The 26,158-nt window shown below is 67.9% G+C and carries 27 protein-coding genes; 18 read left to right on the forward strand and 9 right to left on the reverse strand.

Annotation, left to right across the window (positions count from 1 at the left end; all coding sequences use genetic code 11):
- The first annotated feature begins 136 nt into the window (after window positions 1-136).
- Both mutS and OPU67_RS00530 read left to right on the forward strand, forming a co-directional pair.
- A complete protein-coding gene (gene mutS, locus OPU67_RS00525) occupies window positions 137-2,782 on the forward strand; it encodes a DNA mismatch repair protein MutS (protein WP_267616746.1) in 2,646 nt (881 codons plus the stop codon).
- A 43-nt stretch (window positions 2,783-2,825) separates the two neighbouring features.
- Window positions 2,826-3,248, forward strand: a complete 423-nt coding sequence (locus tag OPU67_RS00530) for a hypothetical protein (RefSeq protein ID WP_267616748.1) — start codon at window positions 2,826-2,828, stop codon at window positions 3,246-3,248.
- A gap of 30 nt (window positions 3,249-3,278) precedes the next feature.
- Here OPU67_RS00530 and OPU67_RS16325 read toward each other — a convergent pair whose 3' ends face one another.
- The 5 genes from OPU67_RS16325 to gluQRS form a co-directional block, all read right to left on the reverse strand.
- Window positions 3,279-3,758, reverse strand: coding sequence for a hypothetical protein (locus tag OPU67_RS16325; protein WP_324255312.1), 480 nt, complete (start codon window positions 3,756-3,758; stop codon window positions 3,279-3,281).
- Window positions 3,759-3,844: 86 nt separating this feature from the next.
- Entirely contained in the window at window positions 3,845-4,714 is an 870-nt protein-coding gene (locus OPU67_RS00540; protein WP_267616750.1) for a 3-hydroxyacyl-CoA dehydrogenase NAD-binding domain-containing protein, read from the reverse strand.
- 78 nt (window positions 4,715-4,792) lie between these two features.
- Window positions 4,793-5,359 carry a cob(I)yrinic acid a,c-diamide adenosyltransferase gene (locus OPU67_RS00545; RefSeq protein WP_267616751.1) on the reverse strand — a complete coding sequence of 189 codons (567 nt, stop codon included), beginning with the start codon at window positions 5,357-5,359 and terminating at the stop codon, window positions 4,793-4,795.
- A 32-nt stretch (window positions 5,360-5,391) separates the two neighbouring features.
- Window positions 5,392-5,622 (reverse strand): hypothetical protein, encoded by a 231-nt coding sequence (locus OPU67_RS00550; protein WP_267616752.1) that lies wholly within the window; start codon window positions 5,620-5,622, stop codon window positions 5,392-5,394.
- A gap of 25 nt (window positions 5,623-5,647) precedes the next feature.
- On the reverse strand, window positions 5,648-6,490 hold the full coding sequence (gene gluQRS / locus OPU67_RS00555) for a tRNA glutamyl-Q(34) synthetase GluQRS (RefSeq protein WP_267616753.1): 843 nt from the start codon (window positions 6,488-6,490) through the stop codon (window positions 5,648-5,650).
- A 130-nt stretch (window positions 6,491-6,620) separates the two neighbouring features.
- Here gluQRS and OPU67_RS00560 point away from each other — a divergent pair, with 130 nt between their 5' ends.
- From OPU67_RS00560 to hisN, 4 genes are all read left to right on the forward strand, one after another.
- A complete protein-coding gene (locus OPU67_RS00560; RefSeq protein WP_267616754.1) occupies window positions 6,621-7,229 on the forward strand; it encodes an HNH endonuclease in 609 nt (202 codons plus the stop codon).
- A gap of 469 nt (window positions 7,230-7,698) precedes the next feature.
- Complete coding sequence (locus tag OPU67_RS00565; protein ID WP_267616755.1) at window positions 7,699-8,634, forward strand: ribose-phosphate pyrophosphokinase; 936 nt, start codon at window positions 7,699-7,701, stop codon at window positions 8,632-8,634.
- Window positions 8,635-8,712: 78 nt separating this feature from the next.
- Entirely contained in the window at window positions 8,713-9,060 is a 348-nt protein-coding gene (locus OPU67_RS00570) for a ribose-phosphate pyrophosphokinase (protein ID WP_267616756.1), read from the forward strand.
- 90 nt (window positions 9,061-9,150) lie between these two features.
- Window positions 9,151-9,921, forward strand: a complete 771-nt coding sequence (hisN, locus tag OPU67_RS00575; RefSeq protein WP_267616757.1) for a histidinol-phosphatase — start codon at window positions 9,151-9,153, stop codon at window positions 9,919-9,921.
- Window positions 9,922-9,925: 4 nt separating this feature from the next.
- Here the strand turns inward: hisN and OPU67_RS00580 are convergent, their stop codons facing one another.
- Together OPU67_RS00580 and OPU67_RS00585 are read right to left on the reverse strand one after the other, a co-directional pair.
- Entirely contained in the window at window positions 9,926-10,753 is an 828-nt protein-coding gene (locus OPU67_RS00580; protein WP_267616758.1) for a cytochrome b, read from the reverse strand.
- Between the two features lie 84 nt (window positions 10,754-10,837).
- The gene (locus OPU67_RS00585; RefSeq protein WP_267616760.1) at window positions 10,838-11,491 is read right to left on the reverse strand and encodes a class I SAM-dependent methyltransferase; all 654 of its coding nucleotides are present in this window, start codon (window positions 11,489-11,491) and stop codon (window positions 10,838-10,840) included.
- Window positions 11,492-11,872: 381 nt separating this feature from the next.
- Here OPU67_RS00585 and OPU67_RS00590 point away from each other — a divergent pair, with 381 nt between their 5' ends.
- The 7 genes from OPU67_RS00590 (at window position 11,873) to OPU67_RS00620 (ending at window position 18,313) form a co-directional block, all read left to right on the forward strand.
- Window positions 11,873-12,490 carry a hypothetical protein gene (locus OPU67_RS00590; protein WP_267616762.1) on the forward strand — a complete coding sequence of 206 codons (618 nt, stop codon included), beginning with the start codon at window positions 11,873-11,875 and terminating at the stop codon, window positions 12,488-12,490.
- The gene (locus tag OPU67_RS00595; protein ID WP_267616764.1) at window positions 12,487-12,798 is read left to right on the forward strand and encodes a hypothetical protein; all 312 of its coding nucleotides are present in this window, start codon (window positions 12,487-12,489) and stop codon (window positions 12,796-12,798) included. The genes OPU67_RS00590 and OPU67_RS00595 overlap by 4 nt, the downstream gene beginning before the upstream one ends.
- A gap of 220 nt (window positions 12,799-13,018) precedes the next feature.
- Window positions 13,019-13,222: a 50S ribosomal protein L35 gene (gene rpmI, locus OPU67_RS00600; protein ID WP_026092007.1), complete on the forward strand. Its 204-nt coding sequence runs from the start codon at window positions 13,019-13,021 to the stop codon at window positions 13,220-13,222.
- A 130-nt stretch (window positions 13,223-13,352) separates the two neighbouring features.
- Window positions 13,353-13,712, forward strand: a complete 360-nt coding sequence (gene rplT / locus OPU67_RS00605) for a 50S ribosomal protein L20 (protein ID WP_066531814.1) — start codon at window positions 13,353-13,355, stop codon at window positions 13,710-13,712.
- Window positions 13,713-13,957: 245 nt separating this feature from the next.
- Complete coding sequence (gene pheS / locus OPU67_RS00610; RefSeq protein ID WP_267616772.1) at window positions 13,958-15,058, forward strand: phenylalanine--tRNA ligase subunit alpha; 1,101 nt, start codon at window positions 13,958-13,960, stop codon at window positions 15,056-15,058.
- Between the two features lie 121 nt (window positions 15,059-15,179).
- Window positions 15,180-17,567, forward strand: coding sequence for a phenylalanine--tRNA ligase subunit beta (gene pheT / locus OPU67_RS00615; protein WP_267616774.1), 2,388 nt, complete (start codon window positions 15,180-15,182; stop codon window positions 17,565-17,567).
- Window positions 17,564-18,313, forward strand: coding sequence for an SDR family NAD(P)-dependent oxidoreductase (locus OPU67_RS00620; RefSeq protein WP_267616776.1), 750 nt, complete (start codon window positions 17,564-17,566; stop codon window positions 18,311-18,313). Before pheT ends, OPU67_RS00620 begins: the two co-directional genes overlap by 4 nt.
- Window positions 18,314-18,339: 26 nt before the next feature.
- On the opposite strand, the gene OPU67_RS00625 is transcribed toward OPU67_RS00620, so the two are convergent.
- Complete coding sequence (locus OPU67_RS00625) at window positions 18,340-19,068, reverse strand: hypothetical protein (protein ID WP_267616778.1); 729 nt, start codon at window positions 19,066-19,068, stop codon at window positions 18,340-18,342.
- Between the two features lie 138 nt (window positions 19,069-19,206).
- On the opposite strand from OPU67_RS00625, the gene OPU67_RS00630 reads away from it, so the two are divergent.
- From OPU67_RS00630 to OPU67_RS00650, 5 genes are all read left to right on the forward strand, one after another.
- A complete protein-coding gene (locus OPU67_RS00630) occupies window positions 19,207-20,742 on the forward strand; it encodes a peptide chain release factor 3 (protein WP_267616779.1) in 1,536 nt (511 codons plus the stop codon).
- 123 nt (window positions 20,743-20,865) lie between these two features.
- Window positions 20,866-21,735, forward strand: coding sequence for an alpha/beta fold hydrolase (locus OPU67_RS00635; protein ID WP_267616780.1), 870 nt, complete (start codon window positions 20,866-20,868; stop codon window positions 21,733-21,735).
- A gap of 28 nt (window positions 21,736-21,763) precedes the next feature.
- A complete protein-coding gene (locus OPU67_RS00640; RefSeq protein ID WP_267616782.1) occupies window positions 21,764-22,336 on the forward strand; it encodes a pyridoxamine 5'-phosphate oxidase family protein in 573 nt (190 codons plus the stop codon).
- 178 nt (window positions 22,337-22,514) lie between these two features.
- Window positions 22,515-22,853, forward strand: coding sequence for a P-II family nitrogen regulator (locus OPU67_RS00645; RefSeq protein ID WP_267616783.1), 339 nt, complete (start codon window positions 22,515-22,517; stop codon window positions 22,851-22,853).
- 14 nt (window positions 22,854-22,867) lie between these two features.
- Window positions 22,868-24,286 carry an ammonium transporter gene (locus OPU67_RS00650; RefSeq protein WP_267616784.1) on the forward strand — a complete coding sequence of 473 codons (1,419 nt, stop codon included), beginning with the start codon at window positions 22,868-22,870 and terminating at the stop codon, window positions 24,284-24,286.
- 268 nt (window positions 24,287-24,554) lie between these two features.
- Here OPU67_RS00650 and OPU67_RS00655 read toward each other — a convergent pair whose 3' ends face one another.
- Window positions 24,555-26,144, reverse strand: coding sequence for a GMC family oxidoreductase (locus tag OPU67_RS00655; RefSeq protein ID WP_267616785.1), 1,590 nt, complete (start codon window positions 26,142-26,144; stop codon window positions 24,555-24,557).
- Window positions 26,145-26,158 lie beyond the last annotated feature (14 nt).

Raw genomic sequence — 26,158 nt, forward strand, 5'->3', positions numbered from 1 at the left:
ATACCCGAAAGTCGCGTTCCGCTTAGCGCCGCCGGCGGGGATGCGATAGGCGGAAATGCCCGGCGCGCGCGAGGTTCGGGGAAAGCGGTCTGCGCGGGCGTTCCCGAATCGGGCCGCATGGGGGTAGGCGGGAGCGATGGCCGCGCTCGACGATCCCAAACCCACCCCGATGATGGCGCAATATCTGCGCCTTCGGGAAGAGGCGGGCGATGCGCTGCTGTTCTACCGCATGGGCGATTTCTTCGAGCTGTTCTTCGAGGACGCGCGGAGGGCAGCGGCGATCCTCGACATCGCGCTGACCACGCGCGGGGAGCATGGCGGGCAGGCGATCCCGATGTGCGGGGTGCCGGTGCATTCGGCGGAGAGCTACCTCGCGCGGCTCATCAAGGCGGGCGAGCGGGTCGCCATCGCCGAGCAGGTCGAAACGCCCGAGGAAGCCAAGGCGCGCGCCAAGCGCGAGGGGCTGCCATCGTCCAAGGTGCTGGTGGGCCGCGCGATCGTGCGGCTGGTGACGGCGGGGACGCTGACCGAGGAGGCGCTGCTCGAGCCCCGGCGCGCGAACGTGCTGGTGGCGCTGGCGGAGCTCAGGGGCGCGGTGGGGATCGCCGCCGTGGACGTCTCGACCGGCGCGATGGTGCTGGAGGAGTGCCCGGCCGAACTGCTCGGCGCGTCCTTGGCGCGGCTCGGCCCCAGCGAGGTGGTGGTGCCGGAGGACTGGCCGCACGGCCCCGAGGAGGCGATCCTGCGCCCGCGCTCGACCTTCGCGAGCGACGCCGGGGCGGAGCGGTTGAAGCAGGTCCACGGGGTCGCGACGCTCGATGCCTTCGGCGCCTTCACGCGGGCCATGCTGGCGGCCGCCGGCGGCCTCGTCGCCTATCTCGATCATGTCGGACGCGGGAGCCTGCCGCTGCTGCTGCCCCCCATGCTGCGCGAGACCGGCGGCACGATGGCGATGGACGCCGCGACCCGGGCGAGCCTCGAGATCCTGGAGGCGGCGCAAGGCGGGCGCGCCGGGAGCCTGATCGGCGCGGTCGACCGCTGCGTCACCGGCGCGGGCTCGAGGGCTTTGGCGGAGGACCTCTCGGCGCCCCTCCTGGATGCGGGCGCCATCGAGGCGCGGCTGGCGCTGGTGCAGTTCTGGCGGGACCGGCCCATCGAGCGGGCGAGCTTGCGCGATGCCCTGCGCGGCGTGCCCGATCTTGGCCGCGCTCTGGGCCGTGTGGTGGCGGGGCGGGGCTCCCCGCGCGATCTCGGCCAGCTGCGCGATGGCCTCAGCGAGGCGGCGCGGCTGCACCACTGGCTTGCGGGCGCGCCCGACCGGCCCGCGCTGCTGGAAAGCATCATCGCCCGGCTGACCGGCCACGGCGCGCTGACGGACCATCTCTCGCGGGCGCTGGTGCCCACCCCGCCGACCGAACGCTCCAGCGGCGGGTTCATCGCCGACGGCTATGACGCGGGCCTCGACGAGCTGCGTGCCACCTCGGGCGACGCGCGCCGCGCCATCGCCGCGATGGAGGCGCGCTACCGCGAGGAGACCGGGATCGCGACGCTCAAGATCCGCCACAACGGGGTGCTCGGCTACTTCATCGAGGTGCCCGCGCGCCATGCCGATCCGCTGATGGCAGCGGACAGCGGGTTCACCCACCGCCAGACGATGGCGGGGGCGGTGCGCTTCAACTCCTTGAAGCTCCACGAGGAAGCGAGCCGCATCGCCGAGGCCGGGGGCCACGCGCTCGCCTGCGAGGAAGCGCATTTCTTGGGCCTGGTGGCGGAAGTATGCGCCGCGCGCGAGAGCATCGCCGCGACCGCCGCCGCGCTCGCCCGCCTCGATGTCGGCGCGGGCAATGCCGAGCGCGCGGCGGAGGGCGACTGGTGCCGCCCCGAGGTGCTGGACGAGCCCTGCCTCACCATCACCGGCGGGCGCCACCCGGTGGTGGAGGCCGCGCTCGCCAAGACCGGGGAGCGCTTTGTCGCCAACGACTGCGGGCTGAACGGCGACGACCGGCTGTGGCTGATCGGCGGCCCGAACATGGGGGGCAAGTCGACCTTCCTGCGGCAGAACGCCTTGATCGTGCTGCTCGCGCAGGCCGGGTGCTTCGTGCCTGCGTCAGCCGCCCGCATCGGCCTCGTCGACCGCCTGTTCAGCCGCGTGGGCGCCGCCGACAACCTCGCGCGGGGGCGTTCGACCTTCATGGTCGAGATGGTCGAGACCGCCGCGATCCTTGCGCAGGCGACCTCCCGCAGCTTCGTGATCCTCGACGAAGTGGGGCGCGGCACATCGACCTATGACGGCCTCGCGCTCGCCTGGGCGGTGGCCGAGGCTGTCCACACGCAGATCAAGTGCCGCTGCCTGTTCGCCACGCATTATCACGAGCTCGCGCGGCTGGCCGAGACCTGCGAGGCGCTCTCGCTCCACCACGTCCGCGCGCGCGAGTGGCAGGGCGATCTGGTGCTGCTCCACGAGCTTGCCGATGGCCCCGCGGACCGCTCCTACGGCCTCGCCGTCGCACGGCTCGCCGGGGTGCCCGCCAATGTCGTCGCCCGGGCCAAGGCGGTGCTCGCCAAGCTCGAGGCGCAGCGCGAGGCGACCGGGGGGATCGCGGCAGGGCTCGGCGATCTGCCGCTGTTCGCCAACCTCCAGCGCGCCGAGCCAGAGCCGCAAGGCCCCGAGGCGCAGCTGGCCGAGGCCCTGCGCGCCGCCGATCTCGACGCACTGACCCCGCGCGAGGCATTGGACCTGCTCTACGAATGGAAGCGCGCCCTGCCGAAAGCCGCCCGCTGACATTTCAACCAAGGCTTAACCGCGTTCGGGCTAGGCAGGGCCCATGTCGAGAACCCTGTTCGAGAACAGCAAGGCCGCGCTGGCCTTCGCCGCCGTCACGTTGATCGGCGCCGTGTCGATGGTCGGCACGTCGGACGACAGCGGGATGCTCCCCAAACTCGCCAGCCGCTTCGGCAGCCGCCCGGCCGACGCCGCGCCGGCGATCGAAGCGCCGACGGAAGAGGCCACGGAAGCCGCCCCCGCTACCGAAAAGAAGCAGGTGTCCGGCTGGTACGATTCGCCGGGTCCTTCGGCCTCTCAGAACAACAACCGCGGCGGCGGCTCGTCCGAAGATCCGCCGACCAATCCCTTCCAGGATGTCTCTCCCGGCTTTGCGCCGAAGCCGCCGTCGTCCGGCACGGCGAACGGGGGCGCGGTGTCGGCGATGAACGCGCCGCTGGCGCCGGGGGCCGTGATCGTCAACTAGGCTGGTCGGAAACCGCTTGGGGCGCGCGGGTCACGCGTCCTCGTCGTCCTCGTCCTCCTCGGGCAATTCCACATCGGCGAGAAGCGCGTCGAGCCCGGCGCGTTCGTCCGCATCCTCGTCGTCGTCTTCGAGGGCATCCTCTTCCTCGTTCAACTCCTCGCCGTCGGCGGTGAGCCACTCGGCGTCGTCATCGTCGGTGGTCTCGCCGCCATAGATGCCGGGCTCGTCGTCATGGTTGGGCTCGCCCGCGAAGGCCGACATGTCGATGCGGCCTTCGCCCTCCATGCGGTTCATCTCGTCGATGAGGTCGCCCTTGCTGTCCGGCGCGGGGTCGTAGTCGTCGTTGGCAGGCTTGGTGCTCTCGAGCGGGCTCGAGGTGCGGCTGTCCTCGCGGCGCGCGTCTTCGGCGACGTCCTGCGCCTGCGTGCCTTCGTCGTCCTGCTCGCGGTTGCGGGTCTCGTGGGCGAGGCCCTCGGGGTGGCCGGGAATCTTGTCTTCGGGTGCGCTCATGGGGATTCTCCTTCGCCCGTCTAACCGGGCAGGGAGGATCAATGTTGCAGGCCCTGCGACCAGCCGCGCCGCGCTTGCGCCCGGCCTTAGCGCGTCGGGACCGGCGCCTCGCCCGTGTAGTCGTAGAAGCCGCGCCCGGTCTTGCGGCCCAGCCACCCGGCCTCGACATACTTCACCAGCAGCGGGGCGGCGCGATACTTGCTGTCGCGGGTGGTGGTGTAGAGCACGTTCATGATGTCGAGGCAGGTGTCGAGCCCGACGAAATCGGCCAGTTGCAGCGGCCCCATCGGGTGATTGAGGCCGAGGCGGCAGCCCTTGTCGATGTCCTCGATGCCCGCCGTCGACTGGCCGAGCACGAACACCGCCTCGTTGATCATCGGCAGGAGGATGCGGTTGACGACGAAGCCGGGCTCGTCCTGGCTGAGGACCACTTCCTTGCCGAGGCTGCGCGCGAAGGCGGTGGTGCGGTCGGTGGTCGCAGGCGCAGTGGCGAGGCCGGGGATCACCTCGATGAGGCCCATGACCGGCACCGGGTTGAAGAAGTGGAGGCCGATGAAGCGCGCTGGATCGGGCGAATGGTTCGCCATACGGGTGATCGGGATCGAGGAGGTGTTCGACGCCATGATCGCGTCTGCGTGCAGCACTTCGCCCGCCTTGGCGAAGATCGCGTTCTTGATCTCCTCGCGCTCGGTCGCGGCCTCAATGATGAGGTCGGCTTCGGCGAAAGGCGCGTAATCGGCGACCGGGGTGATGCGGGCGAGCAGGCTTTCCGCCTCGGCCGCCTCGATCTTTCCGCGGCCCATCAGCTTCACCAGCGCCTTCTCGATCGCTGCCTTGCCGGCCTCGGCGCGGGCGAGGTCGACATCGGTGAGCATGACCTTGAGGCCCTGCCCGGCGCAGGTCTGGGCGATGCCGGTCCCCATCTGTCCGGCTCCGATCACGGCGATGTTGCGCATGGGCGTTGGTTCCTTCGCAGGTGCAGCAAAAGCGCTGCCCTAGCGAGGGAAATCGCGGCTGGCTAGCGGGTCAATGGCCTAGCGGCTGGCACCCGGCACCCACTTCACGTCCATCCGCCCGTTGTCGTTCACCACCCGGGCGAGGACGAAGAGGTAGTCCGAAAGGCGGTTGATATAGGCGAGCGCCGCCGGATTGACCGCATCCTCGGCGGCGAGCGCGACCATCGCGCGTTCCGCCGCGCGGGTGGTGGCGCGGGCGACGTGGAGCCGCGCGGCAAGCTCGCTGCCGCCGGGGAGGATGAAGCTGGTGAGCGGTTCGAGCTGCTCGTTCAGCGTGTCGATCCGCGCCTCGAGCCACTCGGCCTGCGCGGGGACGATCCGCAGCACCATCTCGGACGGGGTGAAGTCCTCCCCCGGGGTGGCAAGGTCCGCGCCGAGATCGAAGAGGTCGTTCTGGATGCGCGCGATCTCGGCCCCGGGTGCGCCGGTCATCTTGACGGCGGCGAGGCCGATCGCGCTGTTCGCCTCGTCGACCTTGCCCATCGCGGCGATGCGGGCGGAATGCTTGGGGCAGCGCGACCCGTCGACGAGGCCCGTGGTGCCGTCGTCGCCGGTGCGGGTGTAGATCCGGTTGAGCTTGACCATGGCGGCCCTATGCCCGCTCGGGGCGGAGGCGTCTAGCGCGCGAGCGCGAGGATGACCGCCACCACCACGATGGCGAGCCCCTGATACTTGATCCGCGCGAACATCGCCTTGTTCTGGGCGAGCTGCATATCAGTCGCCGTGGTGCCCTCGCCGGTCTCGAGGTCGATCTTGGTCGTCCTGAGGAAGGCGATCACCCCGCGGATCAGCGAGAATGCGGTGAGGCCCATGAGGACGACGAGGACGATGACGAGGACGGTGGTCATGAAACGCTAGATGGACGCGCGCGGCTCAGGTTCCAAGCACCAATTGTTGCAACCTGAGTTGCCGTGCGAGCATCGCCCCGTCCTCTCCGGCGGCGCGGCGGGTGGCCAGAGCGGGGGATCCGCGGCGCTTGGCGAGCTTCTCCCCCTGCGCGTCCAGCAGCAGCGGATGGTGGTGCCAGCGCGGCACGGGGAGGCCGAGCAGCGCCTGAAGCGTGCGGTGCACATGGGTCGCGGCAAACAGGTCCGCGCCGCGCGTGACCAGCGTCACCCCGTCCGCGGCATCGTCGAGCGTGACGGCAAGGTGGTAGGAGGCGGGCAGGTCCTTCCTCACCAGCACGACGTCGCCGAGCCCCGCAAGGTCGACGGCTTGCGGCCCCGCAAGCGCATCCTCCCACACCAGTGGCCCGGTTTCCGCCAGCGCCTTTTCTGCATCGAGCCGCCATGCCGCCGCGCGCGCGGGGTCGGGCGGGCGGCGTTTGCAGGTGCCGGGGTAGATCAGGCCCTCCGAGCCTTCGAGAGCGCCCGCTGCTGCGATCTCGGAGCGGGTGCAGGTGCAGGGGTAGAGCAGCCCGCGCGCCTTGAGGCGCTCGGCGGCGGCGGCATAGGCGGCGAGGCGGGTGGACTGGGCGGGCACCTCCTCGAAGGCGAGCCCCAGCCAGGCGAGATCGGCGCGGAATTCCTCCGCCAGTTCCGGGCGCGAGCGCGGCCCGTCGATATCCTCGATCCGGAGCAGGAACCGGCCCCCGCGCGCCGCCGCCAGATCGTGGGCCACGATCGCCGAGAACGCGTGGCCCAAATGCAGGTGCCCGTTGGGGCTGGGCGCGAAGCGGGTCACGTCAGGCGCGGGGCGGTCCATCGCGGCGGCCATGCCACACGACCGATCATTGCGCTATCCACAGGCTCTCCACAGCCTCTCCCTGTGGATATGCGCCCTGTCACGGGTTTGACTCTTTGCCGTGCAAGGTCAGGATGGTGGTCAATCAGGGAGGACACGGCCTGTGTTCAACGCCGAACTGATCGAGAAGGTTGCCCGGTTCCGGGGGGTCGACGAAGACCCGACCCGCAACCTGTCCGCCTGCCCGGCGCTGGTGCTCAACGCCGATTACACCCCGCTGTCCTACTACCCGCTCAGCCTGTGGCCGTGGCAGACCGCGATCAAGGCAGTGTTCCTCGACCGGGTGGACATCGTCGCGAGCTACGACCGCGAGGTGCACTCGCCCAGCTTCGACATGAAGATTCCGAGCGTCATCGCGCTCCGCCAATATGTGAAGCACTCCGAATTCCCGGCCTTCACCCGCTTCAACGTGTTCCTGCGCGACCGCTTCCAGTGCCAGTATTGCGGCAGCGGCGAGCACCTCACCTTCGATCACGTGACTCCGCGCCGGCTGGGCGGGCGCACCACGTGGGAGAACATCATCACCGCCTGCGCGCCGTGCAACATGAAGAAGGGCGGCCGCACCCCCAAGCAGGCGGGGATGCCGGTCCACCAGGCCCCGATCCGCCCGACCAGCTGGCAATTGCAGCAGCACGGACGCCTGTTCCCGCCGGGCTACCTCCACGAAACGTGGCGCGACTGGCTGTATTGGGACGTCGAACTGGAGGCGTAGCGCGTAAGCGTCTGCTTTCGCGGGTTTAGGGAAAATCGCTACCGTTCGGGAAGCGACCCCGTTGCGGACCATCGCAACCACTCGCATATTTTTATCGGTTCTACCTCTATGATAGAGCACCGGGGAATGGAGAAACGATTTCTCACAGCACTTTTGTTCTGGGGCGGGGGGATAGGACTATACAGCCTAATAAACTACGCTCAGGGAACAGTGATTGAGATGTCGTTTTTGGTCGGCTGGACGGCTGCGTCGGTAGCTTACGGTTTCCTCCACCCGTCGACTAAGAAGATCTGATTGGCAGCAATCCACCCACAACCGGCCAACAGCGCCCGCGCTGCAATTGCCCGAAAGCGGACATGCCCGCACCACGGCACTTTCGCCTGGCGACAATCCCTCCCTCACGCGTTGCAATTCCATGACGCCGCGCTAGGCGGGGCTGGTCACGCATACCCGGGGGATTCGCGTTTCCATGAAGATCATGTCCGGCAATTCGAACCTGCCGCTCGCCCGGGCGATTGCGGCCTATCTCGAGATTCCGTTGACCGACGCAAGCGTGCGGCGCTTCTCGGACGAGGAGGTGTTCGTCGAGATCCACGAGAACGTGCGCGGGGAGGACGTGTTCGTCGTCCAGCCGACCAACTTCCCGGCAAACGACAACCTCATGGAGCTCCTGATCTGCATCGATGCGCTGCGCCGCGCCTCGGCCAAGCGGATCACCGCGGTGGTGCCCTATTTCGGCTATGCCCGGCAGGACCGGAAGCCCGGGCCGAGGACGCCGATCTCGGCGAAGCTCGTCGCCAACCTCATCACCGAGGCGGGGGCTGACCGGGTGCTGGCGGTGGACCTCCACGCAGGACAGATCCAGGGCTTCTTCGACATCCCGACCGACAATCTCTACGCCGCGCCGGTGATGGCCGCCGACATCCAGGCGCGCTACGGCGACCAGTCGCTGATGGTCGTCTCCCCCGACGTCGGCGGCGTGGTGCGCGCCCGCGCGCTCGCCAAGCGCCTCGACAACGCGCCGCTCGCGATCGTCGACAAGCGCCGTGATCGTCCGGGCGAGAGCGAGGTGATGAACATCATCGGCGACGTCGCCGGGCGGCATTGCATCCTCATCGACGACATCGTGGATTCGGGCGGCACGCTGGTCAACGCCGCCGAGGCGCTGCTCGAGGGCGGGGCGAAGTCGGTCGCGGCCTATATCACCCACGGGGTGCTGTCGGGCGGCGCGGTGGCGCGCATCGACGGGTCGAGCCTCAAGGAGCTGGTCATCACGGATTCGATCCGCCCGACCGAGGCGACCGAGCAATCGAGCCGCATCCGCGTGCTCCCCATCGCCCCGCTGGTGGGCGAGGCGATCCGCCGGATCGCGGACGAGAGCTCGGTTTCGAGCCTGTTCGACTGAGCCAGCGCCGTTCGTGTCGAGCGAAGTCGAGACAACCCTGACCGGCCTCTCGACGTCGCGCGAGGCGGTCGGTTCTTGATGTTCGACCCCGCCGAAGTCCGCGCTTTGCTGATCGAAGCCGCCCGTGCGCGGCAGACCTTCACCTATGGCGCGCTGCTCGGCATCCTCGGCCACGCCTTCACCCGCCCGCTGATGCGCCAGCTGTGCAAGGTGCTCGACCGGATCGACGAGGATGGCCGCGCCTGCGGGGAGCCGGGCCTTGCGGTGCTGGTGGTGCGCCAGTCGGACGGGTTGCCGGGACAGGGCTGGTTCGTCGCCCGCACCGGCATTCACGCCGATCTGCCTCTGGCGTGGGAGGGTGCCGAGGCGAAGCGCTACACCGAGGCTCGACAGCGCGAAGCCTTCGACTATTGGAATAGGGCGTAAGCCCGTGGCCGTTCGTGTCGAGCGAAGTCGAGACACTCCTGCGAGCCGCACCAGCCTCTCGACGTCGCTCGAGGCGAACGGAGCCCTGACATGACCGACAAAGACCTCGCCCTTGCCCTGCGCCTTGCCGATCTGGCGGGGGACGCGATCCGCCCGCTGTTCCGGGGGCAGTGGAGCGAGGAGCGCAAGGCCGACCGCTCCTATGTCACCGAAGCCGACCGCGCGGCGGAGGCGGCGATGCGCAGGCTGATCGAGGCGGAATTCCCGCGCGACGGCATTATCGGCGAGGAATACGGCACCCGCAACGAGGGCGCAGGCCGCCAGTGGGTGCTCGATCCGATCGACGGCACCACCAGCTTCATCGCCGGGCGCCCGATCTTCGGCACGCTCATCGCCCTGCTTCAGGATGGCTGGCCGGTGCTCGGCATCATCGACCAGCCGATCGCGGGGGAACGCTGGGTGGGACGGATCGGCCAGCCGACGCTGTTTGGCGGCAAGCCCGCCGCCTGCCGGCCCTTGAAGGATCTCGCCGACGCGGTGCTCGCCACCACCAGCCCGCACCTCTTCACGAACCAGGAGGCCGACGCCTTCATGTCGGTGGCCAAGAGCGTCGCCGAAAAGAAGATCGTGTTCGGCGGGGATTGCTACAATTACGGCCTCGTCGCCTCGGGCCACATCGACATCGTGATCGAGGCGGGGCTCAAGCTCCACGATTACGCCGCATTGGTGCCGGTGGTGGAGGGCGCGGGCGGCATGATGGCCGACTGGCAGGGCAACCCTCTCGATGCAGGGAGCGACGGCACGGTGATCGCATTGGGCGATCCGGCGCGGCTCGAGGACGTGCTCGAGGCGATGGGCTGAGGCGTCAGCGCAGCATCCGCCGCACCGCTTGCCGGTCGCGCATCCCGAAGTGCCGCTTCAGCACCGCCGCGAGATGGGCAGCGAACGTCGCGTAAAACACCGCCGGCAGCACCCAGGCGTGGACCAGCAGCGCCGCCTCGGCGAGCGCGGGCACGGCGGGGCGCGGCACCTTCCAGCCGTAGAAGGCGACGCTCTTGCCCTGATCGATCAGATATCCGCTCACCGGAAAGGCGATCATCGCGGCGTAGAGCGCCAGGTGGACCAGCCGCGCGAGGCGATGTTCGAAGGTGCCGGGCCGGCTCAGCGGGTCCGGCGCAGGGCTCGCCGCAAGCCACGCGAGCCGCGCCGCCGCCAGCACCAGCACGCTGAGGCCCAGCGACTGATGCGCGGCGACGAAATCCTCGCGCCCGGCAAAGCCCTCCGGCAGGATCGACATGAACAGGCCGATCGGCACGCAGCACAGCACCATCACCGCGATCACCCAGTGAAACCCGCGCGAGGCCGCGCCGAATTGCGCGGGCGTGTTGCGCAGCGGCAAGGGGTCTCGCACCGGGCGGCGCGCCTGCATCCAGGCGGACCACAGCAGGAACAGGATCGCGGCAGCGGCAATCACCGCCTGCCCGTTGAGGATCACGGGCGTGGCGCGCGCGATCAGCGGCGCATCAGGCCGGATCGCCGCGAAGGTCCCGTCGAGATCGGCGAGGATGATCGACCAGGTCATCATGGTGAGGCCAAGCGCCGCGATCAGGGTTCCCGCGACACGCACCCATCGCGCGCCCGCGTTGAGCGTCAGCGCCAGCACCAGTGCCAGCACCAGATATCCCACAGCCATGTCGGTCCCGCTGTTGCTTGATCGTTCAGCGCCCGATCCTATCGGGCGAGCGGCGGGCGCCTGTCAACCGGGCCCTGTGCGCCGCTACTCCGCCGCCTCGCGCGCGGCGAGCGCCTCGCGCTTCCAGCCCCAGGCGAGCACGCAGGGGGGCACGTTGAAGAGGGCGAGGCCGGTGTCCATCGCCTCGAACCGCGCCGCCGTCAGATCGCGAGCGGCAGGGCGGAACTGGTAGGTCATGAAGGCCCCGCCATCGCGCAGCACGGCATAGGTCGCATCGACGATCTGCTCGGCCGTAGCGGGCGGGAGCGCCGAGAACGGCAGGCCCGAGATCACGTAGTCGGCGCGGCCCCTTCCGCTCGCGCGCACGAAGCTCTCGACGTCGGTCGCCGAGCCGAGCACCACCTCCAGCCGGGGGTCGTCGATGGTCTTCTTCAGGAAGTCCACGAACCGCGGGTTGGTGTCGATCGCCAGCAGCTTGCCGTCCGCTGGCAGGCATTCGAGGATGCGGGTCGTGAAAGTGCCCACCCCTGGGCCGTATTCCACGAAAAGCCGGCACCGCTCCCAGTCGACCTTGGCCAGCATCGCGTCGATGGTCGCCTGCGAGGAGGGCACCACCGAGGCGACCATCGCCGGGTTCTCGACAAAGCCCCGGAAGAAGATCGCCGCCGAGCGCACGAAGCGCAAGAAGCCGCCCTGCGGCGCGCGGGTGTTCGGACGGGGCGTGGCAGAAGCGGTCATGCGCGCACCCTTAGCCCGATTGGCGCGATCGGCAATGGCGCGGTTGCGGCCATTGCCCGGGAAGGAGAGCGGTTCGTCGAAAGTTCGGCTCTCCCCGACGCGCAAGGGCCCTGGCATGACGCGCGCAGCCGGCACAGACGCCATCCCTGATGGCGCCGCGTAAATGCCGCGCATCGTGCCGAAATTTAACGAATATCGCGTAGCTCCCCATCGGTATCGGGACTGTGGCACAGGTGGAAATTGAATCCTTCGTTTCTCGGCAGACGCCTCTTCGGAAAGCGCACTTCCCCAAATCCGGACACGATCGATGTGAACGCGATCCGTCCCGGGACACCTTATGGACGGCGGCCGCCTCCGGTTGAAGAATTGGTCGAAGTCGGGATGGATCAGGTCGCGACCTACGCGGAGGCGATGGCGCGCCATCGCGGTTATCCCGATCCCACCTGCGCGATGATTGCGCGGCACGTTGTCTTCCTCGAGCGCAGAGGCTTGCTCGGGCTCAGCAACCTTTACTGGGAAATGACGTCATTCCCGGAAGAATCCCTGGATGATCGGTTCAACGTGAAACGACCCGATGGGCACGAGGGCGGACATTGCCCCTTCAGTGCCGCAATCGGACTTTGGCCTTCATACGATTGGCTCACATCCATCGAACCGGAAGATCGCCGCTGGGCCATCGCTCCCAGCCATGCGCTTCTGGCTGTGCCGACGCTTGCCGAATGGCTTCGTCCCACGGGCCGCCGCGCCATGTTCTGGTGGGCAAAGGACGGGGCTGTCCCGGGCTACATCGTGGTGGAGGGGTTTCGGTTGGCTGCGTACCTCAAGACGAGCGGACCCGATCCGTGGCTTGCGCTTACCTATGCCGATCACATCGGCTTCAGCGACTGTCCGGACGACATCTTGCCCACGCCGGAGCCGCGCAGTGGCTTCCTCGAAAAGATACAGCTCGCGCCCCGCCATATCGAGATGATGGAAACTTTTCTGGCAGGTGACAGATGACGATCTTCGACAAGGTTGCTTCCGCTTTGGCTAACGATCGCGATGTGGAGGCGACCTACAGGAACTTGTCGCCGGGTGACCGCTCAATTCTGGCTTTGATGCTGGAGAATGACGCAGCCTCCGGCGTGACGGTAGCCGGAAGCCCGAACGCGAAGTTCTGGGAATGCATCGGCAAGCATGGCTGGATGGTGGAGGACCATGACCTCGATTTCCCGCAAATGCCGATGCTGAAATACACAGTCACCGACGAGGGATTTCGTGCCATCCCGGTCGTGATGGGCATTCTCGATCAGGACGCCCACGCATAGAGATCACGATGGGCGCCGGCGGATGGCGTGATGTCGGCCCGAAGCGTGTCATGATCGTTACGTCCCGATCCGCCGCCTGCCGCCGCTCGCACCCCGTTCCCCTTGCCTTTCGCCGCCCATGCGCCTAAGCGCGCGCACTTCACCGACACGAATCAATCAGCCAGCCTGGCGACAAGGGCTGCCATGGCCGGTTCCGACGTGTCTCATGCAGGAGATGAAAATGCCCAAGCTCAAGACCAAGAGCGGTGTGAAGAAGCGCTTCAAGATCACCGCCACCGGCAAGGTCAAGCACGGCGTCGCTGGCAAGCGTCACCGCCTGATCAGCCACAACGCCAAGTATATCCGCACCAACCGCGGCACCTCGGTCCTGTCGGCCAACGATACGCCGACGATCAAGAAGTGGGCGCCCTACGGGCTGGATTGATCTGAGGGGCTGACGCCGCCTCGACTGCCATCGCGCCCGCCCTTCCGGCCTTACGGAAGTAGCATCAAGGGCGGAAGGGCGGGGGCGAGGGCAGGCTTGGCACCCTGAACCAAGAAAAGGATATACTGATATGGCACGCGTCAAAAGGGGTGTTACCACCCGCGCCAAGCACAAGCGGATTCTGGACCAGGCCAAGGGCTATCGCGGTCGCCGCAAGAACACCATCCGCATCGCCCGTCAGGCGGTCGAGAAGGCCGGGCAATATGCCTACCGCGACCGCAAGGTGAAGAAGCGGACCTTCCGCGCTCTGTGGATCCAGCGCATCAACGCTGCGGTTCGCATGGAAGGCCTGACCTATTCGCAGTTCATGCACGGCATCAAGCTCGCCGGCATCGAACTCGATCGCAAGGCGATGGCCGATCTCGCGATGAACGAAGGCGGCGCCTTCAAGGCCGTGATCGCCCAGGCGAAAGCTGCTTTGCCGGCCTGACGCCGGCGGGGGCCGCTCTGCCGGCGCAAGCCGCAGGGCTCCGGCCTGGCACGGATCGAGGGCGGGTTCCCCACGGGGAGCCCGCCCTTTCCATTGCTGCGCCTTGTGGAGCAGCCCCGCCCCGCCCCGGCCCCCGACCTGCTTCGGTCCGTGCGGCGGCGCAGCGGCGTCCTCTCCCTTTGCAATGCGGGCGAATTGCCGCTAGCGGGCGGCGGCAAAATCCTCGCGCAGAGCACCCTGTTTTCATGACCGACATCACATCCCGGACCGAGGCCGCGCTGGCCGCGATCGCCGCAGCATCAAGCCTCGACGCACTCGAGGCCGAGCGGCTCGAAACCCTCGGCAAGAAGGGCTGGGTGAGCCTTGAACTGAAGACCCTGGGCGGGATGAGCCCCGAGGAGCGCACGGCGGCGGCCCCCGCGATCCAGTCCGCCCGCGCCCGCATTGCCGAGGCGCTGGAGGCGAAGAAGGCCGCGCTCGAGGCCGCGGCGCTCGAAGAGCAGCTGGCGCGCGAGACGGTCGATCTTACCCTGCCTGCCGTCGCCGCGCCCAAGGGTTCGGTGCACCCCGTCAGTCAGGTGATGGACGAACTGGCCGAAATCTTCGCCGACTTGGGCTTCGCGGTCGCCACCGGGCCCGAAATCGAGGACGACTGGCACAACTTCACCGCGCTCAACATGGACGAGACCCACCCGGCGCGGGCGATGCATGACACGTTCTATTTCCCCGATAAGACCACTGACGGGAAGGACATCCTCCTGCGCACCCACACCTCGCCGGTGCAGGTCCGCGCCATGATCCAGCAGGGCGCGCCGATCCGCGTGATCGCTCCGGGCCGCGTGTACCGCTCGGACAGCGACGCGACCCACACCCCGATGTTCCACCAGGTCGAGGGCATGGTGATCGACAAGGGCATCCACCTCGGCCACCTCAAGTGGACGCTGGAGACCTTCTTCAAGGCCTTCTTCGAGCGCGAGGACATCGTCCTGCGCCTGCGCCCCTCCTACTTCCCCTTCACCGAACCGAGCGTCGAAGTCGATGTCGGCTATTCGAACGAGGGCGGCCGCCGCGTCGTCGGCGGGCACGGCGATGCGCCGGGCCATGCATGGATGGAGTTGGGCGGCAGCGGGATGATGAACCCGCGTGTGCTCGCCGCCGGGGGTCTCGATCCCGCCGAGTGGCAGGGTTTCGCCTTCGGCCTCGGGATCGACCGCATCGCGATGCTCAAATACGGGATGAACGACCTGCGCGCCTTCTTCGACGGCGATCCGCGCTGGCTGCAGCATTATGGCTTCTCGCCCTTCGACCAGCCGACCCTGTCCGCCGGCGTGGGAGCCCGCGCATGATCGTCCTGCTGCACACCCCGTTCGTGTCGAGCGAAGTCGAGACACGCTTGTGCACCGCCCGGGCCTCTCGACTTCACTCGAGGCGAACGGAGGCCGGTGCTCGCAAGGCGGAGGTTGCCCGATGAAGTTCTCGCTGACCTGGCTCAAGGACCACCTTGAGACCACCGCCACCGTTTCGGAGATCTGCGATGCATTGAACGCCATCGGCCTCGAGGTCGAAGGCGTCGAAGACCCGGCGGAAAAGCTCGCCGGCTTCCGCATCGCTCACGTGCTGACCGCCGCGCGCCACCCCGATGCCGACAAGCTCCAGGTGCTGACCGTCGACACGGGCGAGGGCCAGCCACTGCAGGTCGTGTGCGGCGCGCCCAATGCGCGGGCCGGGATGAAGGGCGTGCTGGGGCTCCCCGGCGCGGTCGTCCCCGCCAACGGCATGGTGCTGAGGAAGAGCGCGATCCGCGGTGTCGAATCGAACGGCATGATGTGTTCGACCCGCGAGCTCGAACTGGGCGAGGATCACGACGGCATCATCGAACTGCCCGACGACGCGCCGGTCGGAACGGCGTTCTCGGACTATCACGGCAGCGATCCGGTGATCGAGGTCGCCGTGACCCCCAATCGCCCGGATTGCATGGGCGTCTACGGCATCGCCCGCGATCTGGCCGCCAAAGGCCTGGGGACGCTGAAGCCGATTGCCATGCCCGCCTTCACCGCGAGCGGTGCCTGCCCGGTCGAAATCCGCACCGACGACGCGCAAGGCTGCCCGGCCTTCTATGGCCGCGTCGTGAAGGGCGTGCGCAATGGCCCCTCGCCCGAGTGGCTCCAGCAGCGCCTCAAGAGCGCAGGGCAGCGCCCGATCTCGCTGCTGGTCGACCTCACCAACTACCTGATGCTCGGCTTCGGGCGTCCGGCGCACGCCTATGACCTTGCCAAGCTGCAAGGTGCGGTGGTGGCGCGGCGCGCGCAGGACGGCGAAGAAGTGCTGGCGCTCAACGAAAAGACCTACCGGCTCGATCCCGAGATGGTCGTGATCGCCGACGACACCCAGGTCCACGACATCGCCGGGATCATGGGCGGCGAGCATTCGGGCGTGTCGGAGGGCACGACCGACGTGCTGCTCGAAATCGCCTATTTCGACCCCGCCCGCATCGGCGCGACCGGGCGCAAGCTGGGCTTGTCCAGCGATGCCCGCACCCGTTTCGAGCGCGGCGTGGACCCCGAGTTCCTCGACGCCGGGCTTGACCTCCTCACCGGCCTCATCGTCGAGCTTGCAGGCGGCCAGCCCAGCGAGGCGGTGCGCGCCGGTTCGCCGCCGTCGCAGGCGAAGGTCGTCGCCTTCGACCCCGGCCTCACCACCCGCCTCGGCGGGGTGGAGGTGCCCGAGGGCGAGCAGAAGCGCATCCTCGAGAGCCTCGGCTTCACCGTGGGCGAGGGCTGGCAGGTCACCTGCCCGCTGCGCCGCCACGACATCGAAGGCCCGGCCGACCTCGTCGAGGAGGTCGTGCGCATCCACGGCCTCGACAAGGTCGCCAGTGTCGCGCTCCCCCGCGTGGAGGGCGTCGCGCGCCCCACCGCCACGCCGCAGCAGAGGCTGGAACGGGGCCTGCGCCGCGCCGCCGCCGCGAGCGGGCTCAACGAAGCGGTGACGTGGTCCTTCCTGCCCACCTGGGCGGCGGAGCATTTCGCGTCCGACCAGCCCCTCTGGGTCCTCGCCAACCCGATCAGCGAGGACATGAAGGCGATGCGCCCCTCGCTGCTCCCCGGCCTGCTGATGGCGGCCAAGCGCAATGCCGATCGCGGCGCGCCCGGCTCACGCCTATTCGAGATCGGGCGGCGTTACTTCCGGGGTGCGAACGGGCTCAGCGACGAGAAGCCGACCCTCGGCATCGTGCTCGCGGGCGAGAAGACCCCGCGCGGGTGGCAGAGTGGCAAGGCGCAGGCCTTCGACGCCTATGACGCCAAGGCGCTCGCGCTTCAGCTGCTCGAGGCGGCTGGCGCTCCCGTGGCCAACCTGATGGTGATGGGGGAAGCGGGACCGCAGTTCCACCCCGGCCAATCGGCCACCCTGCGCCTCGGCCCCAAGGTGGTGCTGGCGCGCTTCGGGATGGTGCATCCCTCGACCCTCAAGGCCTTTGACGCCGACGGGCCGATCGCCGCCGTGGAACTGTTCCTCGACGCGATCCCGCCGAAGAAGAACGCCGCCTTCGCGCGCCCCGGCTTTACCCCGCCCGCCTTGCAGGCCGTGACCCGCGACTTTGCCTTCCTCGTTCCGGCGACGCTGGCGGCGGGCGACCTCGTGCGCAGCGTTCAGGGCGCGGACAAGGTGGCGATTACCGGCGTTCGCGTCTTCGACGTCTTCGCCGGGCAGGGCGTTCCCGAGGGCAAGAAGTCCGTCGCGGTCGAAGTCACCCTCCAGCCGGGCGAGGCGAGCTTCAAGGACGCCGACCTCAAGGCCATCGCCGAGAAGGTCGTCGCCGCCGCGGCCAAGCTGGGCGGGGAGCTGCGGGGATGAGCAAGACCGCCTTCGTCACCGGCGCCACCGCCGGCATCGGCCTTGCCACCGTCCGCCGCCTCGTCGCGGACGGCTGGCGCTGCGTCGCCACCGGGCGGCGGCAGGAACGGCTCGATGCGCTGGTGGCGGAGCTTGGGCCGGACAAGGTTCACACCGCCTGCTTCGACGTGCGCGACACCGCCGCGCTCGATGCCGCACTGGCGAACCTGCCCGAGGTGTTCCGCGATCTCGATCTGCTGGTGAACAATGCCGGCCTTGCCCAAGGGCTTTCCGCCGCGCAGAATGCCGATCTCGCCAACTGGCAGACGATGATCGACACCAACGTGACCGCGATGGTGACGGTGACCCGCAAGCTGCTGCCCCAGCTGATCGAGCGCAAGGGCGCGATCATCGCCATCGGCTCGGTGGCGGGGAACTACATCTACCCGGGCGGCAACGTCTACGCTGGCTCCAAGGCCTTTGTGAACCACTTCACGCTCGCCCTGCGCGCGGACCTTCATGGCACCGGCGTGCGCGTGACCAGCATCGAGCCCGGGATGGTCGAGACCGAGTTCACGCTGGTGCGCACCGGCAGCCAGCAGGCCTCGGACGACCTCTATCGCGGCATGAACCCGATGACCGCCGCAGATATCGCCGACACCATCGGCTGGATCGCCGCCCTCCCGCCGCACCTCAACATCAACCGGATCGAGCTGATGCCGGTCAACCAGGATTTCGCGGGTTTCCGGGTGGCGCGGGAAGGCTGATCCCGAGACCCGCGCGGCGCAGCGCCTTAGTTGCCCCAGTCGTCGCTCCTCGGCGTATTCGCGCCCCAACCACCGCTGTTTTGCGAGGCATCCGGACCCCAGCCGCCGCTCTTGCGGGGTGCGCCGGTGCTCATGGTGCTCGTGCTCTTGGGCGTGTTCGAGCCCCAGCCGCCGGCCTGCGACGAGGTGCTGAAACGGCGCTCCTCCTGCTCCATCCGCGAGAACATCGCCGCCGTTTCGTTGGCCTCGGCGATCTGCTCCTTCATGCCGGGGATGGCACTGGCCGCCGCTTCGCCGGCGGGATTGAGGGCCATCATGTTGAAAGGCCGCTTCTCGATCGCGGCATCGACGTGTTCCTGCGCAACCTTGTCCATCAGCGCCATGATGTAGCCGTGCGACTTCATCGCCTTGCTGGCGCGCTCGGCATTCTTGCCGACCGGCGGTTCGACGGTGGTGGTCACCGAGGAGCCCGTGCCGTCGGGCTCGACCTTGGTGACGAAGCGCATCAGCTCGACGCCGCCCTCGCCGATCAGCGCGGTCACGACCGTCTCGTTGTCGGGCCGGGTCACGCGGCTGCCCTTCACATACGTGCCGAGAACGTGGGTGGGCAGATAGGCGCTGCTGATCGCCGCGCGCGCCTGCGTGGGCGCGACCTCGTAATATTGCGCGCCCGAGCCCATGCCGAGCCACAGCACGCCGCCGAGCGGCACGGCCGACATCATGGCGATGCGGATTGCGAGTGAAATTGGTTCCATCGGCTGCGCTCCCCTTGACGCATTGTCGTCAGCGGCATGATGGCAGAAAGGCTTTACCCAGTCGTAAACGCTCGTAAACGCACGCCTATTCGCCTTTGCATGGACGGTTTGTGCAAACCCCGCTATGCGCGCGGCCCCATGACAGCCTCCCCCGCTCAGACCCGCCGCACCTTCGCGATCATCTCGCACCCTGACGCGGGCAAGACCACGCTGACCGAGAAGCTGCTGCTGCAGGGCGGGGCGATCCACCTTGCGGGCGAGGTCAAGGCGCGCGGGGCGGCGCGGCGGGCGCGGTCGGACTGGATGAAGATCGAGCAGCAGCGCGGGATCTCGGTCACCTCCAGCGTGATGACCTTCGAGAAGGACGGGATCACCTTCAACCTGCTCGACACGCCGGGCCACGAAGATTTTTCCGAAGACACCTACCGCACCCTGACGGCGGTGGATTCGGCAGTGATGGTGATCGACGTCGCCAAGGGGATCGAAAGCCAGACGAAGAAGCTGTTCGAGGTCTGCCGGCTGCGCAACGTCCCCATCATCACCTTCGTCAACAAGGTCGACCGTGAGGGCCGTTCGCTGTTCGAAATCCTAGACGAGGTCGCCGATGCGCTGGCCTTGGACGTCAGCCCGCAGAGCGCGCCCTTGGGGATGGGCGGGCTGTTCACCGGGGTGCTCGACTTCGCCACCGACACCGTCGCCCGGCCCGAGGGGGACAGCCGCGAATACCTCGGCAAGCGCGAGCCGGTGGGGGAACTTCCCGCCGACCTCGCCGAAGAGATCGAACTGGTGCGCGAGGGCTATCCCGCCTTCGATCTGGACGCCTACCGGAATGGCGACCTGACCCCGGTATTCTTCGGATCGGCGCTCAAGAACTTCGGGGTGGCCGAGCTGATCGACGCCATCGCCCGCTGGGCCCCGCCGCCGCGCCCCCAGCCTGCGGGCGAGGAGCAGATCAGCCCTGACCGCGACGAAGTCACCGGCTTCATCTTCAAGGTGCAGGCCAACATGGACCCCAACCACCGCGACCGGATCGCCTTCATGCGGCAGGTCTCGGGCACCTTCAAACGGGGCATGAAGCTGACGCCGAGCGGCCTCGGCAAGCCGATCGCGGTGCACTCGCCGATCCTGTTCTTCGCGCAGGATCGCGAGCTGGCCGACACGGCGGAAGCCGGCGACATCATCGGCATCCCCAACCACGGCACCCTGCGCGTGGGCGACACCCTGTCCGAGCGCAATCAGGTGCGCTTCACGGGCCTGCCCAACTTCGCGCCCGAAATCCTCCGCCGCGTCCAGCTCAAGGACCCGACCAAGACCAAGCAGCTGAGGAAGGCGCTCGACGACCTTTCCGAAGAGGGCGTGATCCAGGTGTTCTACCCCGAGATCGGCTCGGCCCATATCGTAGGCGTGGTCGGCCAGCTCCAGCTCGAGGTGCTGATCAGCCGGCTCGAGGCCGAGTACAAGGTCGAGGCGGTGCTTGAACCCTCGCCCTTCGCCACCGCGCGCTGGATCAAGGGTGACGCCAAGGCGCTCGACGATTTCGCCAGCTTCAACCGCGCCAACCTCGCCAAGGACCGCGACGGCGACCTCGTGTTCATGGCCAAGAGCCCGTGGGACGTGAGCTATCAGGTCGAGAAGAACCCCGAGCTGACCTTCTCGGCGACGAAGGAAAGGTAGAACCCGCCCCCGTTCGCCTCGAGCGAAGTCGAGAGGCTTGTTCGGGGTGTCTCGACTGCGCTCGACACGAACGGGAGCGCGGGTGACTTGCCCAAACCCCGCAGTTTGGCCAAAGCATCCCCCATGCACACCGCCGCCCCGACCTCGCAGACCTTCATCTCGCAGCGCCTTCGGCTGAACTACCTCGACTGGGGCGGGCGGGGGAAGCCGCCGCTGGTGCTGGTGCATGGCGGCCGCGATCATGCGCGCTCCTGGGACTGGACCGCCGAGGCGCTCCGCGCGGATTACCACGTCATCGCCATGGACCATCGCGGTCACGGCGACAGCGACTGGGTCTCGGACGGGGTCTATACCGCCGCCGACATGGTCTATGACCTTGCGCAGCTGATCCACCAATTGGGCGTCGGCCCGGTGCGGATGGTGGCGCATTCGATGGGCGGGAATGTCGCGCTGCGCTATGCCGGGGCCTTCCCGGACATGGTGACCAAGCTGGTGGCGATCGAGGGCCTCGGCCCCTCGCCCGAATGGCGCGAGAAGCAGCGCAGCCAGCCTTACCCGGAACGCCTCGCCGAATGGATCGAGAAGAAGCGCAAGGCCGCCGGGCGCTCCCCGCGCAAATACGAGAGCATTGAGGCCGCCTTCGCCCGCATGATCGAGGAGAACGCCTACCTCACCGAGGAACAGGCGCGCCATCTCACCGTCCACGGCGTCAACCGCAACGAGGACGGCACCTACAGCTGGAAGTTCGATCCACACCTCAACGTCTGGCCGGTCGAGGATATCGGCGATGAGTTCATCGAGCAGCTGTGGGGCGCGATCACCTGTCCGACGCTGCTGCTCTACGGCGCGGATTCGTGGGCCTCGAACCCGGAGAAGGACGGCCGCATCGCCCACTTCAACACCGCGCGGGTGATCGAGTTCGAGAAGGCGGGTCACTGGCTCCACCACGACCAGTTCGACCGTTTCATCGCGACCTTGCGCGATTTCTTGTAGGAAGGGCTGCAAAGGGGGAGGGGCAGGCATGGCGGATTTCTTCGAGGCGCTTGACCAAAAGCACATCGCCATGATCGCCGCCCAGCCGGTGTTCTTCGTAGCGACCGCCGCCGAGGGCGCGCGGATCAACCTCAGCCCCAAGGGCTACGACGCCTTCCGCGTGCTCTCGCCCACCCGGGTCGCCTATCTCGACCTTGGCGGATCGGGCAACGAGACGCACGCGCACCTCGCGGCTGATGCCAATGAAAATGGGGGGCGCATCACGGTGATGTTCTGCAACTTCCAGCAGCCTGCCCTGATCCTCCGCCTCTACGGGCGCGGGCGGCCGGTGCTGCCGCAGGACCCCGACTGGAGCGATCTGGCCGCGCATTTCACCCTGATGCCCGGCACCCGCCAGATCTTCGATATCGCGGTCGAGAGCGTCCAGTCCTCTTGCGGCTGGGGCGTGCCGTTCATGACGCTGGAGGGTGAACGCGAGACCTTGAAGAAGGCGCATCGCCAGTCCGATCCGGCACAGTGGGAGGCCAAGACCGCTGCTCGCACCCGCAGCATCGACGGACTGCCGACCCGCGCCACGGACCGTTTCATCACGGGTGAATGACGCAATTCGGGCCGATCCTGCACATGAATTAAGCAGATGATGAATTTGTAGGCACGTGTTCTTCCGCAGGTGCGAAGAAGCGCGCTGATTCCATTGCGTCAGTTCGGTTACATCCGGTTGGCACGCTTGTTGCTGTGATGTCTGCAGCCGGGACAAACCGGTGCAACAGGGGCCACAGATGAAATTCATCATCGCCATCATCAAACCCTTCAAGCTCGATTCCGTGCGTGAAGCCCTGAGCGGGATCGGCATCGCCGGGATGACCGTCACCGAGGTCAAGGGCTTCGGCCGCCAGAAGGGCCAGACCGAAATATACCGCGGCGCGGAATACTCCACCAACATGCTTCCCAAGGTGAAGCTCGAGATCGCCGCCAGCGACGAGATCGCCGCGCAGGTCGTCGAAACCATCCAGCAGACCGCCAACACCGGAGCCATCGGCGACGGCAAGATCTTCGTGCTCGATCTTGCCTCGGCGACCCGCATCCGCACCGGCGAGTCCGGCGAAACCGCGCTGTAAGGGGGCCCAAAGCAATGAAGCGCATTCTCTCCAATCTTGCGGTGGCCGCGACCGGGGCGGCGCTGCTCGCCGCACCGGCCCTCGCCGCGCCCGCGGCGGCACCCGCGCCGTTCGTTCCCACCGCCGAGATGGTCAACAAGGGCGATGTCGCCTGGATGATGGTTTCGACCGCTTTTGTGCTGCTGATGAGCGTGCCCGCACTCGCGCTGTTCTACGGCGGTCTGGTGCGCGCGAAGAACATGCTAAGCGTGCTGATGCAGGTGCTCACCATCGTCTGCGTTGCCGCGCTGGTGTGGTTCGGGTGGGGCTACTCGATGGCCTTCACCTCGACCGGCACGCCCTTCCCGGCGCTGTTCGGCGGGCTCGACAAGGCCTTCCTCAAGGGCGTGAGCGTCACCAGCCTCGCCGCGACCTTCTCGAACGGGGTTTATCTCCCCGAGCTGGTCTTCGTGATGTTCCAGATGACCTTCGCCTGCATCACCCCGGCGCTGATCGTGGGCGCCTTTGCAGAGCGCGTGAAGTTCACCCCGCTGATCATCTTCGTGGTCGCGTGGATGACGCTCGCCTATTTCCCGATCGCGCACATGGTGTGGTACTGGGCCGGTCCGGACTTCCTCCACGCCGCGCCGACCGACACCGGTCTGCTGTGGGGCTGGGGCGCGCTCGACTTCGCCGGCGGCACCGTGGTGCACATCAATGCAGGCATCGCCGGTCTGATCGGCTGCCTCATCATCGGCCCGCGCATCGGCTACAAGAAGGAGCCGATGCCCCCGCACAGCCTGGTGATGACCATGATCGGCGCCAGCCTGCTGTGGATTGGCTGGTTCGGGTTCAACGCCGGCTCGGCGCTCGAATCCAACGCCTTCGCCGCGCTCGCCTTCATCAACACCTTCGTTGCCACCGCGGCAGCGGGTGCGACCTGGGCGATCATCGAACAGATCACCCACAAGAAGCCCTCGCTGCTGGGCGGTGTCTCGGGTGTGGTGGCCGGCCTCGTGGCCATCACCCCGGCGGCGGGCTTTGCCCACCCCGGCACCGCGATCATCCTCGGCGCTGTGGCTTCGGTCATCTGCTACTTCTTCGTCACCACGGTGAAGAACAAGCTGAACTACGACGACAGCCTCGACGTTTTCGGCATCCACGCCGTGGGCGGGATCGTCGGCGCGATCGGGACCGGCATCGTCGCCGACCCGGCGCTCGGCGGCCAAGGCTGGATCGACTACACCGCGCCGGTCGCCAAGGCGGGCGAGTACGACCTCGTCGGTCAGGTGATCACCCAGTGCTGGGCGGTCGGCACCACGATCCTGTGGACCGGCGTCGTCTCGGCCGCGCTGTTCCTGATCCTCAAGGTCACCATCGGCCTGCGTCCCGACGCCGAAGCCGAAACCAACGGCCTCGACATCTCCGAACACGGGGAGCGCGCCTACAACTAGACGCGCACCCACCAAGCTTGGCGGGGGGAGGTCTCTCTCTCCCTCTCCCCTCCCCCCGCCTCACCCCGTTCCTCCTGCGAACGAACAGACTAGGCACGGCCGGAGTAGCGAAAGCTCTCCGGCCTTTTTTTGTTGCGACCCCGCCTCCGCGGGGTCGTCCTCGGTGCCGTTCCCTTCGCTGCGCTTCGGGGCACCTGCGGCTCGGCCGCGTGGCCTCGCGGCCCGTCCGTTGGCGGGCCGATATCAGCGCTTTATCATCAGGCCGGGTTTAAGTCCTCTCCGCCGCCATCACGAAGTCCGCGCAGCGCTCGCCGATCATGATGCTCGGCGCGTTGGTGTTGCCGCTGACCAGCTTGGGCATGATGCTCGCGTCCGCCACCCACAGCCCCTCAAGCCCGTTGAGCCGCAGCGTCGGATCGACCACCGCATCCTTGTCCGCGCCCATGCGGCAGGTGCCGACCGGGTGATAGACCGTGTCCGCGCGGGCCCGGATCAAATCGTCGAGCGCCGCGTCGTCGGTGAGGTCGACCGGATGGCGATCCTTCGGCCCGTAGGCCATCAGCGGCGGCGCCTCGGCGATGCGGTGCGATAGGCGCACGCCTGCGCGAAGGCACGCCATGTCGCGCTCGTCATCAAGGAAGTTGGGATCGATCACCGGCGCCGCAGCCGCGTCGTTGCTGGCCAGCCTCACCGTGCCCCGGCTCTCGGGTCGCAGCACGCAGGCGTGGAGCGAGAAGCCGTGCGCCTTCACCTTCTCGCGCCCGTGATCCTCGAGCACGGCGGGGACGAAATGCCACTGGATGTCGGGGGCGGGACTATCGGGCATGACGGTCCAGAAGCCCCCGGCTTCCGCGTAGCAGGTGGTCATCACCCCGGTGCGGCTGCGGCGGTGCTCGACCATCGCGGCGAGCATCGTCAGCGTGCCCTTCAGGGACTGGCCCATCAGCACGTTGCTCTCCGTCTCCCAGCCAGAGACGTAGTCGATATGGTCCTGGAGGTTGCCGCCCACCGCCGGCCGGTCGAGCACCACGTCGATGCCGTGCGCCTTGAGGTGCTCGGCCGGGCCGATGCCGGACAGCATCAGGATCTGGGGGGAGTTGAAGGCGCCAGCCGAAAGGATCACCCCGCGGCGCGCCAGCAGCGTCTCGCGCTTGCCCTTGCGGCGGATCTGCACGCCGGTGACGCGCCCCGCCTCGATCACCAGCTTCTCGACCAGCGTGTTGGTGCGCACCGAGACATTGCCCTGATCGCGGACCGGCTCCACGTAGGCGCGCGCCGCCGACCAGCGTTCGCCCTTGCGCTGGGTCACCTGGTAGAGGCCGAAGCCGTCCTGGCGCGCGCCGTTGAAATCGGGATTGGTGCGCAGCTGAAGCGCGGCGGCCGCTTCCACGAAGGCGCGGCTCGCGGGGTTGGCGTGCTTCTGATCCTCGACGAACAAGGGGCCGCCCGCGCCGTGGTAATCATCGCCCCCGCGCTCGTTCGCCTCGGCGCGCTTGAAGTAGGGGAGCACGTCGTCATAGGCCCAGCCGGTGCAGCCTTCGGCGGCCCAGTTGTCGTAATCCCAGCGGTTGCCGCGGATATAGACCATCGCGTTGATTGCCGACGAGCCGCCGAGGCCCCTTCCGCGCGGCTGGTAGCCGGTGCGGCCTTTCAGGCCCTTCTGCGGGACCGTCTCGTAGCGGTAGTTCGAGGCATCGGGGATGAAGGGCATGAAGCCCGGCGTCTTGACCCACACGGTGTTGTTGTGCCCGCCCGCCTCGATGAGGCAGACGCGCCGCGTGCCGTCCACCGCGAGCCTTCCGGTGACGGCGCTGCCCGCGCTCCCACCGCCGATGACGATGTAGTCGAAACTTTCCATGATCTCTCCCTCTG

This window comes from Erythrobacter sp. WG (assembly GCF_026586795.1).
Lineage (GTDB): Bacteria > Pseudomonadota > Alphaproteobacteria > Sphingomonadales > Sphingomonadaceae > Erythrobacter.

What these genes read in the sequence shown, in the direction of transcription:
- rplT (WP_066531814.1), top strand. Translation starts at nt 13,353, where the DNA reads ATGGCACGCGTCAAAAGGGGTGTTACCACCCGCGCCAAGCACAAGCGG.
- rpmI (WP_026092007.1), top strand. Translation starts at nt 13,019, where the DNA reads ATGCCCAAGCTCAAGACCAAGAGCGGTGTGAAGAAGCGCTTCAAGATC.
- OPU67_RS00595 (WP_267616764.1), top strand. Translation starts at nt 12,487, where the DNA reads ATGACGATCTTCGACAAGGTTGCTTCCGCTTTGGCTAACGATCGCGAT.
- OPU67_RS00570 (WP_267616756.1), top strand. Translation starts at nt 8,713, where the DNA reads ATGTTCGACCCCGCCGAAGTCCGCGCTTTGCTGATCGAAGCCGCCCGT.
- OPU67_RS00650 (WP_267616784.1), top strand. Translation starts at nt 22,868, where the DNA reads ATGAAGCGCATTCTCTCCAATCTTGCGGTGGCCGCGACCGGGGCGGCG.
- gluQRS (WP_267616753.1), bottom strand. Translation starts at nt 6,490, where the DNA reads ATGGCCGCCGCGATGGACCGCCCCGCGCCTGACGTGACCCGCTTCGCG.
- OPU67_RS00620 (WP_267616776.1), top strand. Translation starts at nt 17,564, where the DNA reads ATGAGCAAGACCGCCTTCGTCACCGGCGCCACCGCCGGCATCGGCCTT.
- OPU67_RS00530 (WP_267616748.1), top strand. Translation starts at nt 2,826, where the DNA reads ATGTCGAGAACCCTGTTCGAGAACAGCAAGGCCGCGCTGGCCTTCGCC.
- OPU67_RS00625 (WP_267616778.1), bottom strand. Translation starts at nt 19,068, where the DNA reads ATGGAACCAATTTCACTCGCAATCCGCATCGCCATGATGTCGGCCGTG.
- OPU67_RS00590 (WP_267616762.1), top strand. Translation starts at nt 11,873, where the DNA reads ATGGATCAGGTCGCGACCTACGCGGAGGCGATGGCGCGCCATCGCGGT.
- OPU67_RS00545 (WP_267616751.1), bottom strand. Translation starts at nt 5,359, where the DNA reads ATGGTCAAGCTCAACCGGATCTACACCCGCACCGGCGACGACGGCACC.
- pheS (WP_267616772.1), top strand. Translation starts at nt 13,958, where the DNA reads ATGACCGACATCACATCCCGGACCGAGGCCGCGCTGGCCGCGATCGCC.
- OPU67_RS00640 (WP_267616782.1), top strand. Translation starts at nt 21,764, where the DNA reads ATGGCGGATTTCTTCGAGGCGCTTGACCAAAAGCACATCGCCATGATC.
- pheT (WP_267616774.1), top strand. Translation starts at nt 15,180, where the DNA reads ATGAAGTTCTCGCTGACCTGGCTCAAGGACCACCTTGAGACCACCGCC.
- mutS (WP_267616746.1), top strand. Translation starts at nt 137, where the DNA reads ATGGCCGCGCTCGACGATCCCAAACCCACCCCGATGATGGCGCAATAT.
- OPU67_RS16325 (WP_324255312.1), bottom strand. Translation starts at nt 3,758, where the DNA reads ATGAGCGCACCCGAAGACAAGATTCCCGGCCACCCCGAGGGCCTCGCC.
- OPU67_RS00655 (WP_267616785.1), bottom strand. Translation starts at nt 26,144, where the DNA reads ATGGAAAGTTTCGACTACATCGTCATCGGCGGTGGGAGCGCGGGCAGC.
- OPU67_RS00540 (WP_267616750.1), bottom strand. Translation starts at nt 4,714, where the DNA reads ATGCGCAACATCGCCGTGATCGGAGCCGGACAGATGGGGACCGGCATC.
- OPU67_RS00635 (WP_267616780.1), top strand. Translation starts at nt 20,866, where the DNA reads ATGCACACCGCCGCCCCGACCTCGCAGACCTTCATCTCGCAGCGCCTT.
- OPU67_RS00645 (WP_267616783.1), top strand. Translation starts at nt 22,515, where the DNA reads ATGAAATTCATCATCGCCATCATCAAACCCTTCAAGCTCGATTCCGTG.
- OPU67_RS00585 (WP_267616760.1), bottom strand. Translation starts at nt 11,491, where the DNA reads ATGACCGCTTCTGCCACGCCCCGTCCGAACACCCGCGCGCCGCAGGGC.
- hisN (WP_267616757.1), top strand. Translation starts at nt 9,151, where the DNA reads ATGACCGACAAAGACCTCGCCCTTGCCCTGCGCCTTGCCGATCTGGCG.
- OPU67_RS00565 (WP_267616755.1), top strand. Translation starts at nt 7,699, where the DNA reads ATGAAGATCATGTCCGGCAATTCGAACCTGCCGCTCGCCCGGGCGATT.
- OPU67_RS00580 (WP_267616758.1), bottom strand. Translation starts at nt 10,753, where the DNA reads ATGGCTGTGGGATATCTGGTGCTGGCACTGGTGCTGGCGCTGACGCTC.
- OPU67_RS00630 (WP_267616779.1), top strand. Translation starts at nt 19,207, where the DNA reads ATGACAGCCTCCCCCGCTCAGACCCGCCGCACCTTCGCGATCATCTCG.
- OPU67_RS00550 (WP_267616752.1), bottom strand. Translation starts at nt 5,622, where the DNA reads ATGACCACCGTCCTCGTCATCGTCCTCGTCGTCCTCATGGGCCTCACC.